The sequence below is a fragment of the Streptomyces fradiae genome (assembly GCF_041270065.1).
GTDB lineage: Bacteria > Actinomycetota > Actinomycetes > Streptomycetales > Streptomycetaceae > Streptomyces.
In genome coordinates this window covers 1450593-1464750 of the sequence record NZ_CP065958.1, presented here as the reverse complement: position 1 = coordinate 1464750, position 14158 = coordinate 1450593, and the positions used below count along the sequence as shown (strand labels likewise).

Genomic DNA, 14158 nt, shown 5'->3' with positions numbered 1-14158 from the left:
CGCGGTGCGCATTGGAGAGTTGAGTCGGAGGACCGGGGTGTCCGTAGCGACGATCAAGTACTACGTACGGGAGGGGCTGCTGCCCGCCGGGCAGCTCACGAGCCCCAACCAGGCCTCGTACGAGGAGACGCACGTGCGGCGGCTCCGCCTGATCCGCGCCCTGCTCGACGTCGGCGGACTGTCCGTGGCCGGCATCCGCGAGGTGCTCGAGGCCGTCGACGACCCCGGGCAGCCGGTGCACAAGATGCTGGGCTCGGTCGCCGACCAGGTGGTCCCGCAGTACAAGGACGGGGGTGAGCCGGGCGAGCGGCTCACCGCCGCCCGTAAGGCGGTGGCCGGCCTCATCGAGCGGCGGGGCTGGCGCAGTTACCCCGGATCCGCGGCCTTCGAGGCGCTCGCGGTGGCCCTCGCCGCCCTGGAGGACGCCGGGCACGGCGCCTTCGCCGCCGAGGTCCTCGACGACTACGCTGCCGCGGCCGAGCGGGTCGCCCAGGTCGACCTCGACTACGTCGCCCGCAACGTCGTGCGCGAGGAGCTCGTCGAGAGCGTCGTCGTCGGCACCGTCCTCGGCGACGCCATGTTCGCCGCCCTGCGCCGCCTCGCCCACATCGACGCCTCCGGCCGGATGTTCGGCCTCGGGGGCTGAACGCCAAAGGGGCGGGAGCCCGTCGGCTCCCGCCCCTCCGGCGGATGACATGCGGCGCGGGTCAGTTCTCCTGCTCGCGCTCCACCTGCTCGTTCCACTCGCGCTTGATCGCGCGCCACGCCTCGTCCGTCTTGCCGAGACGCCAGTAGCCCGAGATCGACAGGCGCTCGCGCGGCACCTCGCGGTCGAGCCGCAGATGACGGCGCAGCTCCTTCACGAAACCGGCCTCGCCGTGCACGAAGGCGTGCACGTCACCCGCCGGGAAGTCGAGCCCGCGCACCGCCTCGATCAGCGCCTCGCCCGCCGGGCGGTTGCCGCGGTGCAGCCAGCTGACCTCGACCCCGTCGGCGGTCGCGAACTTCTGCTCCTCCGTCGCGTCCGCGACCTCCAGGAAGGCGTGCACCCGCGCCCCCGCGGGCAGCCGCTCCAGGGCCACCGCGACGGCCGGCAGGGCGCTCTCGTCGCCGACGAGCAGATGCCAGTCGGCGGCCGCGTCCGGCGCGTAGCCGCCGCCGGGGCCGAGGAAGCGGATCGTGTCACCGGCCTGCGCCCGCGCCGCCCACGGCCCGGCCAGGCCCTCGTCGCCGTGCACCACGAAGTCCACGGTCAGCTCGCGGTGCACCGGGTCCCAGGCCCGCACCGTGTACGTACGGGTGGTCGGCCACTGCTCGCGCGGGAACTCCGCCCGGATCCGCTCCATGTCGAACGGCTCCGGATAGCTGACGCCCTCGGCCGCGAAGAGCAGCTTCACGTAGTGGTCGGTGTACTCGCCGAGCTCGAAGGCGTCCAGACCGGGACCGCCGAGCACCAGACGCACCATGTGCGGGGTGATCCGCTCCGTGCGCACCACCCGCGCCTCGTGCGCCCTCGGTGCCTTGCGTGCGGGCTGTTCTGCCACGGCGGTCTCCCCGTTTCCCCGGCCGGATTACTTAGGTGTGCCTAAGTTAACACCCCGCCGGGCCCCGGCCCACCCCGAGCCGACCTCAGCGCGCGAGCACCGGCAGCAGCCGCCCCACCGCCCCGCCAAGACCCCAGCGCTCCACCAGACCCGCCAGCGCCTCCGGGTCCCGGGGCGTCGACGGCAGCGCCGCCGAGAACTCCGGCAGCGGTACGTCCCGCGCCACCCGCACCACCGCGGGCGCCACGTCCAGATAGTCCGCCGCCTCCACGATGCCGCGGCGCTTCGCCGGGGTCAGCTTCGTCGTCCGGTCGGCCGCCGCCGCCCGGACCCCCGCCAGGTCCCCGTACTCCGTGATCAGCTGCGCCGCCGTCTTGTCCCCGATGCCCTTCACGCCGGGCAGCCCGTCGCTGGTGTCCCCGCGCAGCGCCGCCATGTCCGCGTACTGATCGGGGCGCACCCCGTACTTCGTGCGGATCAGCTCGTCGTCCACCAGGTCGCAGTCGCCGACGCCCTTGCGCGGGTACAGCACCCGCACCCCGCGGGCGTCGTCCACCAGCTGGAACAGGTCCCGGTCGCCGGTGACGATGTCCACCGGGCCGGTCGCCCGCTCCGTCAGCGTGCCGATCACGTCGTCCGCCTCGAAGCCCGCCGCGCCGACCCGGGCGATGCCGAGCGCCGCGAGCACGTCCACGATCACCGGCACCTGCGGCGACAGCGTGTCCGGCACCTCCTCCACGTCCGGACCGGCCGGGGTCTCCTCGGCCACCCGGTGCGCCTTGTACGAGGGGATCAGGTCCACCCGCCACTGCGGGCGCCAGTCGTCGTCCCAGCAGGCCACCAGCTCGTCCGGCCGGTGGTCCTGGACGAGCCGGGCGATGAAGTCGAGCAGCCCCCGCACTGCGTTGACCGGCGTCCCGTCCGGAGCCCGGACCGAGTCCGGCACGCCGAAGTACGCGCGGAAGTAGAGGCTGGCGGTGTCGAGGAGCATCAGGCGTCGCGTCACACCCCGATCATGCCGCACCCCACCGACAACACCCCCCGCCCGGCGTGACACCGGTCACCTTCGTGTTTGCGGCGGAGAAGCCGGGGCAGGCGCGAGCCCGGAGCGGACCAGGTACGGGATTCAACGTTTCGAGGCGAATGAGTTCGACGTCAATGACTTCGACGCGAACGAATTCGAAGCGAACGAGGCCTTCCGTACGCGACGGGCACGCGGGCAGATCCCGCCCCGCTCCACGGCCCGGCTGCGCGGGGGTGGCGGGCCGTTTTCGTTGCTACCCGTGAGGTGTATGTGTCCAGGCTCCAGGCCGACCATCTGTACAAGGTGTTCGGCAGACGACCCGACGAAGCTGTCCGTGAACTCGCCGAAGCAGGCGCCGACCGGGACGCCCTGCGTGCCGACGGCACCACGGCGGCCGTGATCGACGCCTCCTTCACGGTCGAATCCGGCCAGATCTTCGTCGTCATGGGTCTCTCGGGGTCCGGCAAGTCCACCCTCCTGCGGATGCTCAACGGACTGCTCGCCCCCACCGCGGGCCGCGTCCTCTTCGACGGCCGCGACCTCACCGCGCTCTCCGACCGCGAGCTGCGCGAGGTCCGCTCCCGGAAGATCAGCATGGTCTTCCAGCACTTCGCCCTCTTCCCGCACCGCAGCGTCCTCGAGAACGCCGCCTACGGCCTGGAGGTCCAGGGCGTGCCGCGCGCCGAGCGCGAGAAGCGCGCCGCCGAGGCCCTGGAGCTGTGCGGCCTCGCCGGCTGGGAGAAGTCCTGGCCCGACGAGCTGTCCGGCGGCATGCAGCAGCGCGTCGGCCTCGCCCGCGCCCTCGCCACCGACGCCGACCTGCTCCTCATGGACGAATCGTTCAGCGCGCTCGACCCGCTGATCCGCCGCGACATGCAGGACCAGCTCCTCGTCCTCCAGCAGAAGCTGAAGAAGACCATCGTCTTCATCACCCACGACCTCAACGAGGCCATGCGCCTCGGCGACCGCATCGCCGTCATGCGCGACGGCCGGATCGTCCAGCTCGGCACCGCCGAGGACATCCTGGTGCGCCCCGCCAACGACTACGTGGCCTCCTTCATCCAGGACGTCGACCGCACCCGGGTGCTCACCGCCGCCTCCGTCATGACCGACGGCACCGTCGCGCCCGAGGACTGCCCGCCCGGCTGCGGCTGCGCCCCGGTCGCCCGGGACATGCCGCTCGCCGAGCTGTGCGCCGTATCCGCGCGCTCCCTGCACCCGGTGCCCGTCGCCGGCGCCGACGGCGAGATCCTCGGCGTCGTCGCCCAGGACCGCCTGCTCGGCGTCATGGGCGGCCTCGACGCCGACGTACGCCCGACCACCAAGAACGGTGCGACCGCCGAGAACGCTGCGACCGCGAAGAACGCTGCGACCGAGGAGGTGACCGCCCGTGCCTAGGCTCCCCCTCGGCCAGTGGGTCGACAACACCGTCGACTGGCTCCAGGCCCAGTTCTCCTGGCTGTTCGACGCCATCAGCACCGGTGTCACCGGCCTCTACGACGGCATCGACGCCGTCCTGTCCGCACCCCAGCCGCTGCTCTTCGCCGGCATGCTCGCCGTCGTCGCCTGGTGGCTGCGCGGCCTCACCGCCGGTGTCCTCGCCTTCGCGGGCCTCGCCCTCGTCGACTCCATCGAGCTGTGGGACGACGCCATGTCGACCCTCTCGCTCGTGCTCGTCGCCACCCTCGTCACCCTGGTGATCGCGGTGCCCCTCGGCATCTGGGCGGCCCGCTCCAAGACCGTCAGCGCCGTGCTGCGCCCGGTCCTGGACTTCATGCAGACCATGCCGGCGATGGTCTACCTCATCCCCGGCATCATCTTCTTCGGCGTCGGCGTCGTCCCCGGCATCATCGCCACCATCGTCTTCGCCCTGCCGCCCGGCGTCCGCATGACCGAACTCGGCATCCGCCAGGTCGACGGCGAACTCGTCGAGGCCGCCGAGGCCTTCGGCACCACCCCGCGCAACACCCTGCTGCGCGTCCAGCTGCCGCTCGCGCTGCCCACCATCATGGCCGGCGTCAACCAGGTGATCATGCTCGGCCTCTCCATGGTCGTCATCGCCGGCATGGTCGGCGGCGGCGGACTCGGCGGCGCCGTCTACCGCGCCATCGGCAACGTCGACATCGGCCTCGGCTTCGAGGCCGGCATCTCCATCGTCATCCTCGCCATGTACCTCGACCGGATGACCGGCGCGCTGGGCCGCCAGGTCTCCCCGCTCGGCCGCCGCGCCGCCGCCAAGGCCCGCGCCGCGCGCGCCGCCCGGGCCGGCGCGAAGATCTGGGGCCACCGCCCGCAGCCCGTCACCGCCCTCGTCGGCGTCGTGATCCTCGCCCTCGTCGCCGGCGGCATGGGCTTCCTCGGCGGTGGCGGCGGCTCCTCCACCACCGCCTCCGGACCGAACTCCGGCCACGGCAAGAAGATCAGCCTCGGCTACATCCCCTGGGACGAGGGCATCGCCTCCACCTTCCTCTGGAAGGAGCTCCTGGAGCGCCGCGGCTACGAGGTCGACACCAAGCAGCTGGAGGCCGGCGCCCTCTACACCGGCCTCGCAGGCGGGCAGATCGACTTCCAGACCGACTCCTGGCTGCCCGTCACCCACGCCCAGTACTGGGAGAAGTACCAGAACAAGCTCGAAGACCTCGGCTCCTGGTACGGCCCCACCTCCCTGGAGCTCACCGTCCCCTCGTACATGAAGGACGTGAACAGCCTCGCCGACCTCAAGGGCAAGGCCGGGCAGTTCAAGGGCCGGATCGTCGGCATCGAGCCGAGCGCCGGAATGATGGGCATCCTCAAGGACAAGGTCCTCAAGGACTACGGCCTGGCGGGCGAGTACAAGGTCGTCGACGGCTCCACGCCCGGCATGCTGGCCGAACTCAAGCGCGCCTACGACAAGAAGGAGCCCATCGCGGTCACCCTCTGGTCGCCGCACTGGGCCTACTCCACCTACGACCTCAAGAAGCTCAAGGACCCCAAGGTCAGCTGGGGCAAGGGCGACGGCGTGCACACCCTGGCCCGCAAGGGCTTCGCCGCCGAGAACCCCGAGGTCAGCGCCTGGCTGAAGAACTTCAAGCTCAGCGAGAAGGAGCTCACCGGCCTGGAGGCCGTCATCCAGGAGACCGGCAAGGGCAAGGAGCAGGACGCCGTCCGCACCTGGCTCGACAAGAACCCGGGCGTCGCGGAGCGGCTCGCGCCGCAGTAGGGCGCTGGTCGATCCAGCCGAGCCGGATCCGGTCACGATAGATCCGAATTCGCTCCGAAAAGGGGTGGTCGCCGAGCGTGTTCGGCGACCACCCCTTTTCGCCACGACGCGAAACCCCGCCCCAAAGCTGCGTAAGGTGCAGGTAACCGACCGGTACGAGGGACACGAGGGAGGGGTCGACATGGACGACAAGGAGTCGTTGCGCGTGGGCGCGGCCGTCAAGCGGCGCCGCCGCGCACTCCAGCTCACCCTGGCCGTCGTCGCCCGGCGCAGCGGCCTGTCCGTGCCCTTCCTCAGCCAGGTCGAGAACGAGCGGGCCCGCCCCAGCGACCGCTCCCTCCAGCTCGTCGCCGAAGCCCTGGAGACCACCGCCGCCGAACTGCTCGCCGCCGCCGAGGCCGCGCGCACCGTCGACGTCGTCCGCTCCGACGAGGAGCTGTGGGACATGCCTCCGGGCGTACGGCCGCTGGTCCGCGGCCGGCACCAGCTGCAGGCCCTGGAGTTCACCGGCGAACAGGACGCCGGCCGCGAATTCCTGCACCGCAACGACGAGTTGCTGTACGTCGCCGACGGCGCCGCCGAGATCGAGGCCGAGGGGCGCGCGTACCGCCTCGAACGCGGCGACAGCCTCTATCTGTCGGGCGGGGTACGGCACCGCTGGCGGGCCACCGCGCCTGCCACGCGTCTGGTGTTCGTCTCCGTCGCCGACCACGTCGAAGCGACCGAGGAATAGGGACCGAGGAACAGGGACCGAGGAATGGGGACGGGCGGGGCGAGGATGGGTGTGCGGGTCGTCTCCCTGGTGCCCTCGCTGACCGAGGCCGTCGCCGTCTCCGCGCCGCCGGGCACGCTCGTCGGTGCCACCGACTGGTGCAGTCACCCGGCCGAGCTCGGGGACGGGGTGGTGCGGATCGGCGGCACCAAGAATCCGGACACCGCCGCCGTCGCGGCCCTCCGGCCCGATCTGGTGATCGCCAACGAGGAGGAGAACCGGGCGCCGGACCTGGAGGCGCTGAGGGCTGCCGGGATCGAGGTGCTGGTCACCGAGGTGCGGACCCTGGACCAGGCCTTCAGTGAGCTGGACCGGGTGCTCGCCGCTTGTGGTGTACGGAACCGGCCAGGCTGGCTGGACGCCGCCGAGGGAGCCTGGGCTGGGGCTGGGGCTGGGGCTGGGGCTGGGGCTGGGGCCGGGGGCTGGGCCGGGGGCGCGGGCTCCGAGGGCGACGAGCCGCCTCGTACCGCCGTCGTACCGATCTGGCGGCGGCCCTGGATGGTCCTCGGCCGCGACACCTTCGCCGGCGACCTGCTCGCCCGGCTCGGCGTGCGCAACCTCTACGCCGACCATCCCGAGCGCTACCCCAAGGTGCCGCTCGACGAGCTCCGCGCCGCCGCGCCCGAGCTCGTCGTCCTGCCCGACGAGCCCTACCGCTTCACCCGCGACGACGGCCCGGAGGCCTTCCCCGGGACCGCGGCCGCGCTCGTCGACGGACGACACCTCACCTGGTACGGGCCGTCACTGGCCGAGGCGCCCCGGGTGCTGCGAGCAGCGCTCCGCTCAGCAGCCCCCGCACGGTCCTGAACCCGGCGAACAGCCAGGCGGCCAGGAGGAGTACGTACAGGCCGACCGCCAGCCAGCGGAAGGCCGCGAGACCGGTGTGCTGGGCCAGGCCCTCCGCGCCGGTCACGCAGGTGCCGACCGGGAACGTGAACGCCCAGAAGGTCATCGAGAAGCCCATGCCCTGCCGGCGGGCCCGCAGCACGAGCGCCCCGGCGAGCGCCAGCCACAGCAGCGCGAACCCCGTCACCGGCACGCCGTAGAGCACGGCGAAGGCCGAGAAGCCGGCGGTGTACGGGGCGGGCAGCAGGCCCGGCGCGGCGTCCGCGAACTTGTTCGCGGCCGTCGTCGACTGGCCCAGCGGGCCGAGCACCAGGAACAGCGTCGGGGTCAGCGCGAGGGGCAGCGGGGCGCCGGTCACCAGGCGGCCGAACACCAGAGGCAGCATGACCAGGGTCGCGAGCAGGCTGATCCCGAACATCGCGTAGCAGGCGAGGAGCAGCGTGGTCCGGGCCTGGCCCTCCGGCACGTGGGGCAGGAGCAGCGGGCCGAGCGCCGCCGACACCATCGGGGCCACCACCGGCAGCAGCCACACCGGGGACGCCGCCTCGATCCGGTGCCGGGCGACCATCAGATACGGCACCGCCACCGCGGCGGCCAGGCCGACCGCCGTACCCGCCGCGAACAGCACCGCGTCGACGGCGACGGCGGCGGGCGTCCCGATCCAGTCGCGGCCCACCAGCAGCGTGCCGCCGCCCACCGCGAGCAGCGCCATCGACAGACAGCCGTAGAACGGCGCCATCGCCGGGTCCGCGAGATGCGCCCGGGCCTGGTCGCGGTGGTGGGTCCAGTGCAGCGTCCGGGCGGCGAGCAGGGTCAGCAACATGGCGAAGGAGAGGGCCCAGACGAAGGTGCAGGCCGTGCGCAGGCCCGGGACGTCGACGGGGAGGGTGGCGCCGGCCGTCGCGACGATGGCCGTGCCCATCACCGAGGCGTACCAGTTGGGTCCGAGGTGACGGACCGGGGTCCAACGGGCGTGCGGGGTGGTGACGCCGGGGACCGAATGTGCGGGAGCGAGTGTTGCCATGGCTTCACTGTCGTCCGCGATCACGGGCCCCACCAGGGACGTCGTGACTATGAGGCCATAAGCTGGGCTTATGAGCAGTGTGCCGAGTGTGCCGAGTGTGCCGACGTCGGGTGACGTCATCAGTCTTCTGTCCCACCGGGTTCCCGACCTCGGCGCGCTCGAACTCCTCATCGCCGTCGCCCGGCACGGCAGCCTCGGCCGCGCCGCGCGCGAGGTCGGCATCACCCAGCCCGCGGCCAGCAGCCGCATCCGCTCCATGGAGCGGCAGCTCGGCGTCGCCCTCGTCGACCGCTCGCCGCGCGGATCGCGGCTCACCGACGCGGGCGCCCTCGTGACGGACTGGGCGCGGCGGATCGTCGAGGCAGCGGAGGCGTTCGACGCGGGCGTCCAGGCGCTGCGGGGGCGGCGGGACTCGCGGCTGCGGGTCGCCGCGTCCATGACCATCGCCGAGTATCTGCTGCCCGGGTGGCTGATCGCGCTGCGCGCGGAGCGGCCCGACACGGCGGTCTCGCTGCTCGCCGGGAACTCCGCGGCCGTCGCCGAGCGGCTGCTCGGCGGGGACGCGGACCTCGGCTTCGTGGAGGGCCTCGCCGTCCCCGAGGGCCTCGACGGCGCCGTCGTCGCCCACGACCGGCTCGCCGTCGTCACGGCGCCCTCGCACCCGTGGGCGCGGCGGCGCAAGGCCCTCGACCCGGCGGAGCTGGCGGCGACGCCGCTGGTCCTGCGGGAGCGGGGGTCAGGCACCCGGCAGGTCCTCGACGCGGCGCTCGCCGGGTACGGGGGGCTCGCCCAGCCGCTCCTGGAGCTCGCCTCCACGACGGCGGTCAAGGCGGCGGCGGTGAGCGCGGCGGGGCCGGCCGTCCTGAGCGAACTCGCGGTCGCGGAGGAGCTGGCCTCGCACCGGCTGGTGGCGGTGCCGGTGGCGGGCGTCCTGCTGCGCCGGGACCTCCGGGCGGTCTGGCCGACGGGCCACCGCCCGACGGGCCCGGCGCGGGACCTGCTGTCGCTGACGAGGGCGAGGCCGGCGGGGTGAGGCTGTTGGCTCCCGCCTCCGGTGGGTGGGGGCGCGGTGACCGTTCCGGAGGGCGCGTTCGGGACTGCATGATTTACGGCGCGGTCAACTCCGACCAGTCCTGAACGCGCCTCATCCCGCGCCACAAATCACGCTTTACGTCCCGAACGCGCCCTCCTGCACGGTCCCCGCTCACCCCGGGATGTGGCTGCGGGCCCGTTCTCAGACGGTCTCGCTCCGGTGCGTCACCCGCCCGTCCACCGTCGTGAGGACGACGGGAACGTCCGCAAGCTCCGTCGACGGCGTCGACAGCGGGTCCGCGCCCAGCACCGTCAGGTCCGCCCGGTGGCCCACCGCGATCCGGCCCGCCTCGTGTTCCTCGGACGCGGCGAACGCCGGGTTGACGGTCATGGCGCGCAGGGCCTCCAGGGGGGTGAGGGCCTGGGTGGGGTTGTGCGGGGGCTGGGTGAGGTCGTGGGTGGGGCGGCGGTGGCGGGCGCCGGCCATGACGCCGAGGGGCGGGAAGGGGGCGATCGGCCAGTCGGAGCCGAGGGCGACGGTGGCGCCGGAGTCCCACAGGTCGCGGCAGCGCCAGGCGCGGGCGGCGCGCTCCTCGCCGAGGCGGCGGGACCAGTTGTCGGTGTGGTCGGCGCGGGTGAAGTCGCAGCAGTGGGTCGGCTGCATCGAGGCGAGGACGCCCAGCTCGGCGAACCGGGGCAGGGTGTCGTCCGGGACCGTCTCGATGTGCTCGATGCGGTGCCGGACGCCCCGCCCGGCCTGCTCGACCGCGTCGAGGGCGTGCCGTACCGCCGCGTCGCCGATCGCGTGGGTGGCGGTGGGCACGCCGGCCCGGTGCAGCTCGCCGATGATGTGGGTGTAGGCGGCGGGGTCCGGCCAGAACGCGTGGGTCGACTCCCCGTGGCAGTCGGGGCGTTCCAGCCACGCCGTGCCGTTGTCGATGGTGCCGTCCATGAAGAGTTTGACGCCGTTCACCCGCCACAGCGCACCGCCGGTGCCCTGCTGCTCGATCAGCGCGCGCACCCCGTCGGCGTCGGTGCCGGGCTGGCACCAGGGGGCGACGCGGAGGCGGAGGGGGAGTTCGCCGGCCTCGTCGAGTTCGGCGAGGAGGGCGAGGCTGTCGCCGTTGGCGTCCATGACGTGGCCGCCGGTGAGGCCGGCCGCGGCCATGGCGCGCAGGGCGGCGGCGAGGCGTTCGCGCTGCTCGGTACGGGTGGGGCGGGGCGCGACGCGTTCGACGAGCTCGCAGGCCGCGTCCTCCTGGAGCAGCCCGGTCGGCCTTCCGTGGGCGTCGCAGACGACCTCGGCGGAGGCCTGGTCGAAGGTGCGGGGGCCGTCGACGCCGGCCAGTTCGAGGGCGCGGCGGCTGGCGAGGGCCGAGTGCGCGTCGAAGAGCAGGAGGAAGGCGGGCGCGTCGGCGAGGACGGTGTCGAAGGGGGCGATGCCGACGGGCTCGTCGCCGAACACGTTCGGGTCGAGGCCCCAGCCGAACAGCCAGTCGCCGCGCCCGAGTTCGCGTACCGCGCCGGCGAGGGCCGTGCGGACCTCGTCGAGGCCGGTGCAGCGGGACAGGTCGAGGCCGTGGGTGAGTTCGGCGCCGGTGACCGGGTGGAGGTGTCCGTCGACGAGTCCGGCGGTGAGCACGGCGCCGCCCAGGTCGATGACCTCGGTGTCCGGGCCGGCGAGCGCGCGGATCTCCCGGTCGTCGCCGAGCGCGGCGATCCGGCCGGTCTCGGACACGGCGAGCGCGGTCTCCGGCAGGAAGGTGCCGCTGCCGGGGTCGAGCAGCCGGGCGGAGGACAGGACGAGACGGGTACGCACACGGGCTCCTGGGAGAGAGATATGGCGTGGCCTGGGGGCACGCCCTAGTGAGGGGCGAGGGTGGGCGGCAGTTGGGCGGCGATGCGGTCGAGCAGGCCGGGCTCCAGGCCGAGTTCGCGTTCGGCGGTGGTCACGGCCATCCGCAGCACCGCCTCGGGGCGGTTGCCGCGGTCGGTGTTGGCATGGGCGCCGAGGCCGTCGACGACGACCAGGATCTGGATCGCCGTCAGATGCGGGTCGGGCGTGGTGAATTCGCCGCGCTCCACGCCCTCGCGGAGGAGGCCTTCGAGGCGCCGGTCGTTGGCCCGTTCCTGCTCGAGGACCTGGTCGCGAAGGAGGGGGCGGTAGCGGCTGAGGTGGCGGGCGTTGATCCAGAGGCGGCTGATGTCGTCGTAGGCGCTGCCCCGGGAGAGCGCGAAGTAGCGCGCGATGTACTGGGTGGGCGTGCCGTCGGGCCGGTCGGCCGGCAGGAGGGCGTCGAGTTCGCCGGTGGCGGCGGTGCCGAAGGCCTCGGCCACCAGGTTCTCCGCAGACGGGAAGTAGTGGCTGATGAGCCCGGGCCGGACGTCGAGTTCCTCGGCGATGCGGCGCAGGGTCACGCACTCCAGGCCTTCGGTGAGGGCGACGGCGGCGGCCGACTCGACGATCTCGGTCCGGCGGGCCTCGGGGGACTTGCGAACGCGTTTGCGCGGGACGCTTGACGGCATGGGGGCGATGCTATTGAGTGTGCGACCAATAAGCAACCAGGTGTGCACGACCCGCTCCCCGGAGGGCCGTATGGCTTCCAGCACCCCCGCCCGGACCACCCGGTCTTCCACCGCGCCGGACAGCGACCGGCCCACGCGGATCGAATCCCACGGGATCGACCACATCCCCGAGGAGGAGCGGTACGGGCATCCGCGCGAGCTCTTCTCGATCTGGGCCGCCGCCAACGTCAACTACCTCAGCCTGGTGATCGGCGGGGCCCTCGTCCTGATGGGCCTCAGCCTCGCCCAGGCGCTCGTGGTGATCGTGATCGGCAACCTGTTCTGGCTGCTCACCGGCGTGCTCGCGATCTCCGGCCCCGCGGCGGGCGCGCCCAGCGAGGTGATCACCCGGGCCATGTACGGCGTGCGCGGCAACCGCGTGAACAACGCCGTGACCGGCTGGATGATCTCCGTCTGCTACTTCGCGCTCAATCTCGCGGCGGCGGCCGGCGCCGCGTTCGCCCTGGTGGAGAAGGCCGGGATCGCCGCCTCCACGCCGGTGAAGATCGGTGTCGTTCTTGCGATTGCGGGCCTCACTCTGACGATCGGTGTGTACGGGCACGGGCTGATCGTGCGGCTCTACCTGCCCATCACCATCGCCCTGACCGCGGCCTTCGGCGTCGTCGCCTACGCGGTGCTGCTCAAGGCCGACTTCGGTTACGTCCCGGACGCGCCGCTCGGCGGAACGGAGCTGTGGGCCACGGTGATCGGCGGCGTCACCCTGATCGCGGCCGGCCCGCTCTCGTACACCACCAGCGCCGACTTCTCGCGCTATCTGCCCAGCACCACCTCGGCGAAGGCGGTCATCGGCTGGACCGCGCTCGGCGGCTTCGTGCCCAGCGTCGTGGTCTGCGCGCTCGGTGCGCTCGCCGCCACCGTCGTCGACATGACCGACCCGCAGACCGCCCTGCAGGCCCTGCTGCCGGGCTGGTTCGCGCCGGTGTTCCTGCTGGCCCTCGTGGTCGGCACCATCGCCATCAACGCGATGACCGCGTACAGCGCGGGCCTCGCCCTGCAGGCCGTGGGATTGAGGATCCGCCGCTCCCGCAGCGTCCTCGTGGACGGCACGGTCGCCGTCGCCCTCACGCTGTACGCGCTGCTCGTCTCCAACTTCCTGGACACCGTGAGCAATGTGCTCCAGCTGACCGTCGTGCTGCTCGGCCCGGCCATGACCGTGTACGCCGTCGACATCCTGCTGCGCCGCAACCGCTACGACGGCGCCGCGCTCATGGACGAGAACCCCGGCAGCCGCTTCTGGTTCGCCAGGGGCTTCAACCTGGCCGGGGCCGTCGCGGTGCTCGGCGGGGGAGCGGTGGCGGCGCTGTGCGTCGACACCGCCTACACCGGGCCGATCGCCGCAGCCCTCGGCGGCGTCGACCTCGCCCTGCCCGTCGGCATGGTCCTTTCCGGAGTCCTCTACGCCCTGCTGATGCGCGGACGGGTCAGCGCCTGACGGACGCCGCCGCCACGAGGGCCCGCATCACCCGCAGGTCCTCGCCCATCTCCGGGTGCCACTGGACGCCGAGCGCCCAGGCGGGGGAGGGGAGTTCGATCGCCTCGACCGTGCCGTCGTCGGCGTGGGCCGAGGCGAGCAGGTTCTTGCCGAGGACGTCGACGCACTGGTGGTGGTACGTGGGGACCTCGGCCCGCTCCGGGACCGTGGCCGCGTAGCGGGTGCCCGGGACCGGGCTCACCGGGTGGCGGCCCATCACGCCGACCGCCTCCGTGTGCCCGTCGAGGTGCTGGACCAGAGTGCCGCCGAGCGCCACGTTGAGCAGCTGCATGCCCCGGCAGATGCCGAGCAGCGGAGTGCCGGCGGCGAGGGCCGCGTCGATCAGGGCCAGCTCCCAGGAGTCCCGGTCCCGGGCCGGCGGGCCGGTGCGGGTGTCGGGCTCGGCCCCGTACCGTACCGGCTCGACGTCCGCACCCCCCGCGACCACCAGCCCGTCGAGCCGGGCCACGGCCTCGGCCGCGGCCGAAGGGTCGTCCGGCGGCAGCAGCACCGCGAGCCCGCCGCTCGCCTGCACGAGGCGCGGGTACGCGGCCGGCAGCAGCGCCGCCGGCAGGTCCCACACCCCCCACTGGGCCTGGTTCAGATAGGTCGTCACACCGATGAGCGGCTTGGGCACGGGGTTCTCCTCCGTTGCGGGGT

The 14158-nt window shown here is 73.1% G+C and carries 13 protein-coding genes; 7 read left to right on the top strand and 6 right to left on the bottom strand.

All coding sequences use genetic code 11. The annotated features are described in order from the left end of the window. Nucleotides 1–4 precede the first annotated feature (4 nt). The gene (locus JAO84_RS06495; protein WP_370411238.1) at nt 5–646 is read left to right on the top strand and encodes a MerR family transcriptional regulator; all 642 of its coding nucleotides are present in this window, start codon (nt 5–7) and stop codon (nt 644–646) included. Between the two features lie 61 nt (nt 647–707). On the opposite strand, the gene JAO84_RS06490 is transcribed toward JAO84_RS06495, so the two are convergent. Then, complete coding sequence (locus JAO84_RS06490; RefSeq protein ID WP_370411236.1) at nt 708–1544, bottom strand: siderophore-interacting protein; 837 nt, start codon at nt 1542–1544, stop codon at nt 708–710. 85 nt (nt 1545–1629) lie between these two features. Further along, nucleotides 1630–2535 carry a 5'-3' exonuclease H3TH domain-containing protein gene (locus JAO84_RS06485; RefSeq protein WP_370416667.1) on the bottom strand — a complete coding sequence of 302 codons (906 nt, stop codon included), beginning with the start codon at nt 2533–2535 and terminating at the stop codon, nt 1630–1632. 303 nt (nt 2536–2838) lie between these two features. Between JAO84_RS06485 and JAO84_RS06480 the strand changes: the two genes are divergently transcribed. The 4 genes from JAO84_RS06480 to JAO84_RS06465 all read left to right on the top strand — a co-directional run bounded on the left by JAO84_RS06480 (nt 2839) and on the right by JAO84_RS06465 (nt 7346). Next, nucleotides 2839–3966 (top strand): glycine betaine/L-proline ABC transporter ATP-binding protein, encoded by a 1128-nt coding sequence (locus tag JAO84_RS06480; protein ID WP_370411234.1) that lies wholly within the window; start codon nt 2839–2841, stop codon nt 3964–3966. Then, the gene (locus tag JAO84_RS06475; RefSeq protein WP_370411232.1) at nt 3959–5767 is read left to right on the top strand and encodes an ABC transporter permease/substrate binding protein; all 1809 of its coding nucleotides are present in this window, start codon (nt 3959–3961) and stop codon (nt 5765–5767) included. The genes JAO84_RS06480 and JAO84_RS06475 overlap by 8 nt, the downstream gene beginning before the upstream one ends. Nucleotides 5768–5948: 181 nt before the next feature. Next, a complete protein-coding gene (locus JAO84_RS06470) occupies nt 5949–6500 on the top strand; it encodes a helix-turn-helix domain-containing protein (protein ID WP_265865499.1) in 552 nt (183 codons plus the stop codon). Nucleotides 6501–6545: 45 nt separating this feature from the next. Beyond that, complete coding sequence (locus JAO84_RS06465) at nt 6546–7346, top strand: helical backbone metal receptor (RefSeq protein ID WP_370411230.1); 801 nt, start codon at nt 6546–6548, stop codon at nt 7344–7346. Here JAO84_RS06465 and JAO84_RS06460 read toward each other — a convergent pair. Beyond that, entirely contained in the window at nt 7264–8409 is a 1146-nt protein-coding gene (locus JAO84_RS06460) for a TDT family transporter (RefSeq protein ID WP_370411228.1), read from the bottom strand. The genes JAO84_RS06465 and JAO84_RS06460 overlap by 83 nt on opposite strands. Nucleotides 8410–8479: 70 nt before the next feature. Between JAO84_RS06460 and JAO84_RS06455 the strand changes: the two genes are divergently transcribed. Next, nucleotides 8480–9442, top strand: coding sequence for a LysR family transcriptional regulator (locus JAO84_RS06455; protein ID WP_370411227.1), 963 nt, complete (start codon nt 8480–8482; stop codon nt 9440–9442). A gap of 201 nt (nt 9443–9643) precedes the next feature. On the opposite strand, the gene JAO84_RS06450 is transcribed toward JAO84_RS06455, so the two are convergent. Then, nucleotides 9644–11260, bottom strand: a complete 1617-nt coding sequence (locus JAO84_RS06450) for an amidohydrolase (protein WP_370411225.1) — start codon at nt 11258–11260, stop codon at nt 9644–9646. Between the two features lie 44 nt (nt 11261–11304). After that, a complete protein-coding gene (locus JAO84_RS06445; RefSeq protein ID WP_370411223.1) occupies nt 11305–11967 on the bottom strand; it encodes a TetR/AcrR family transcriptional regulator in 663 nt (220 codons plus the stop codon). A gap of 70 nt (nt 11968–12037) precedes the next feature. Between JAO84_RS06445 and JAO84_RS06440 the strand changes: the two genes are divergently transcribed. Further along, a complete protein-coding gene (locus JAO84_RS06440; RefSeq protein ID WP_370411221.1) occupies nt 12038–13459 on the top strand; it encodes a cytosine permease in 1422 nt (473 codons plus the stop codon). Here the strand turns inward: JAO84_RS06440 and JAO84_RS06435 are convergent. After that, entirely contained in the window at nt 13449–14135 is a 687-nt protein-coding gene (locus tag JAO84_RS06435) for a gamma-glutamyl-gamma-aminobutyrate hydrolase family protein (protein ID WP_370411219.1), read from the bottom strand. The two genes, JAO84_RS06440 and JAO84_RS06435, sit on opposite strands and share 11 nt — an antisense overlap. Nucleotides 14136–14158: the final 23 nt, after the last annotated feature.